The sequence below is a fragment of the Gluconobacter sp. Dm-73 genome, from assembly GCF_018256215.1.
Lineage (GTDB): Bacteria > Pseudomonadota > Alphaproteobacteria > Acetobacterales > Acetobacteraceae > Gluconobacter > Gluconobacter cadivus.
The window spans coordinates 60,001-63,165 of sequence record NZ_JAERLW010000015.1 but is presented as its reverse complement, the minus strand read 5'-3'; the positions used below and the strand labels follow the sequence as shown (position 1 = coordinate 63,165).

General features: G+C 54.8%; 1 tRNA gene and 2 rRNA genes. All 3 read right to left on the bottom strand.

Going from position 1 to position 3,165, the window contains the following annotated elements:
* A tRNA-Met gene (locus tag JK176_RS14190) sits at positions 1–77 on the bottom strand.
* Between the two features lie 52 nt (positions 78–129).
* Positions 130–244, bottom strand: a 5S ribosomal RNA gene (rrf, locus tag JK176_RS14185).
* An 87-nt stretch (positions 245–331) separates the two neighbouring features.
* Positions 332–3,068, bottom strand: a 23S ribosomal RNA gene (locus tag JK176_RS14180).
* Positions 3,069–3,165: the final 97 nt, after the last annotated feature.

The following is a 3,165-nucleotide window of genomic DNA, read 5'->3' as shown; positions in this document are numbered from 1 at the left end:
TGGTTGCGGGGGTAGGATTTGAACCTACGGCCTTCAGGTTATGAGCCTGACGAGCTACCGGGCTGCTCCACCCCGCGTGGGTATTGTGTGATGTTGGGGGAATGTGAGTTGTATTGAGTGGGCTGGGGGACCTGGCGGCGACCGACTTTTCCGCACCTTAAGGTGCAGTATCATAGGCGCTGAGGGATTTCACGGCCGAGTTCGGGATGGGATCGGGTGTAGGGCCCTCGCAATGGCCACCAGGTCTTCCAGCCCACCCTGTCTTTTGAGAGAGGGTGGAGGTTGGTGCGTTTTTGTGAAGAGAGTGTGGCTGATTTCTGTGCATGTGTTTGATGTGAGAAGTATGAGCGATTAGGACCGGTTAGCTGCATGCATTACTGCACTTTCACACCCGGCCTATCAACGTGATGGTCTGTCACGGCTCTATGAGACCTCGTTTTGAGGTGGGTTTCCCGCTTAGATGCTTTCAGCGGTTATCCCGTCCATACTTAGCTACCCGGCTGTGCCACTGGCGTGACAACCGGTGCACCAGAGGTATGTTCATCCCGGTCCTCTCGTACTAGGGACAAATCCTCTCAAGTCTCTTACACCCACGGCAGATAGGGACCGAACTGTCTCACGACGTTCTAAACCCAGCTCACGTACCACTTTAATCGGCGAACAGCCGAACCCTTGGGACCTGCTCCAGCCCCAGGATGTGATGAGCCGACATCGAGGTGCCAAACCTCCCCGTCGATGTGGACTCTTGGGGGAGATCAGCCTGTTATCCCTAGAGTACCTTTTATCCGTTGAGCGATGGCCCGTCCACGTGGGACCACCGGATCACTATGGCCGACTTTCGTCTCTGATCGAGCTGTCACTCTCACAGTCAGGCGGGCTTATGCCATTGCACTCGACAGCCGGTTTCCGACCGGCCTGAGCCCACCATCGCGCGCCTCCGTTACACTTTGGGAGGCGACCGCCCCAGTCAAACTGCCCACCATGCAGGGTCCCGGACCAGGCTTACTGGTCTCGGTTAGACATCAGAAAAATTCAGGGTCGTATTTCAAGGATGGCTCCACCGGTGCTGGCGCCCCGGCTTCAAAGCCTCCGACCTATCCTACACAGAATGTCTCTGATGCCACTGCAAAGCTGCAGTAAAGGTTCATAGGGTCTTTCCGTCTGACCGCGGGTACCCCGCATCTTCACGGGGAATTCAATTTCGCTGAGTCGATGCTGGAGACAGTGGGGAAGTCGTTACGCCATTCGTGCAGGTCGGAACTTACCCGACAAGGAATTTCGCTACCTTAGGACCGTTATAGTTACGGCCGCCGTTTACCGGGGCTTCAATTCAGTGCTTGCACACCTCCTCTTAACCTTCCGGCACCGGGCAGGCGTCAGGCCCTATACGTCATCTCACGATTTCGCAGAGCCCTGTGTTTTTACTAAACAGTCGCTACCCCCTGGTCTGTGCCACCCGTCCATGGTTGCCCACGAGCGGGTCTCGTTTATCCCGAAGTTACACGAGCAATTTGCCTAGTTCCTTCAGCATCGTTCTCTCAAGCGCCTTGGTATTCTCTACCAGTCCACCTGTGTCGGTTTCGGGTACGGTCTATACGCCAGAGCTATTTCCTGGAATGATTGAAAAGCCTGTTCAATCCGTTAAGGACAGACAACATCTCTCATTCGTCACTTCTGGCAGGCCCAGTAATATTAAACTGGTTCCCATCGACTACGGCTCTCGCCCTCGCCTTAGGGGCCGGCTCACCCTGCGTGGATTAACCTTGCGCAGGAACCCTTGGACTTTCGGCGACAGTGTTTCTCGCACTGTTTGTCGCTACTCATGTCAGCATTCGCACTTCCGATATCTCCAGAGAGGGTCACCCCGTCTCCTTCGCAGACTTACGGAACGCTCCGCTACCGCGCATACTAAAGTATGCACCCACAGCTTCGGCACGTGGCTTGAGCCCCGTTACATTTTCGGCGCAGGGTTTCTAATAGACCAGTGAGCTATTACGCTTTCTTTAAAGGATGGCTGCTTCTAAGCCAACCTCCTGGTTGTTTTGGAATCCCCACATCCTTTCCCACTTAGCCACGATTTAGGGGCCTTAGCTGGTGGTCTGGGCTGTTTCCCTCTCGACAATGGACCTTAGCACCCACTGTCTGTCTGCCGGGCTATACTCCTGGGTATTCGGAGTTTGGTTAGGTTTGGTAAGGCTTTGGGCCCCCCTAGCCCATCCAGTGCTCTACCCCCCAGGGTAAACACCCGACGATCTACCTCAATAGATTTCGCGGAGAACCAGCTATCTCCGAGTTTGATTGGCCTTTCACCCCTAGCCACAGCTCATCCCCGACTTTTTCAACAGGCGTGGGTTCGGCCCTCCAGTGCGTGTTACCGCACCTTCAGCCTGGCCATGGCTAGATCACTCGGTTTCGGGTCTTCTGCCAGCAACTCATTCGCCCTATTCAGACTCGCTTTCGCTACGCCTACACCTAACGGCTTAAGCTCGCTGCAAACAGAAACTCGCTGACCCATTATACAAAAGGTACGCCGTCACCCCATAAGAGGCTCCGACTGCTTGTAGGCGTCCGGTTTCAGGTCTCTTTCACTCCCCTCATCGGGGTGCTTTTCACCTTTCCCTCACGGTACTTGTTCGCTATCGGTCACTAAGGAGTATTTAGGCTTGGAGGGTGGTCCCCCCATGTTCAGACAGGGTTTCACGTGCCCCGCCCTACTCGAATCCTTGTCAAAACACTACGCATACGGGGCTATCACCCATTCTTGCCGGACTTTCCAGACCGTTTTGCTTCTTCTTGACAAGGCATTGGCCTGCTCCGCGTTCGCTCGCCACTACTAGCGGAATCTCTGTTGATGTCTTTTCCTCCAGGTACTGAGATGTTTCAGTTCCCCGGGTTTGCCTCATACACCTATGTATTCAGTGCATGATCCTCTTGCGAGGGGGTTGCCCCATTCGGACATCCACGGATCAAAGCCTGTTCGCGGCTCCCCATGGCTTTTCGCAGCGTACCACGTCCTTCATCGCCTCTTAGTGCCAAGGCATCCACCGAACGCCCTTCTCATTCTCACACCATTCTTCATTTCCATCCGAAGACGGCTCTGAAGACACATGCACAGAAACCAGCCACACCATAAAGATGAAGCCAACTTCCGCACTCATGCGGTGT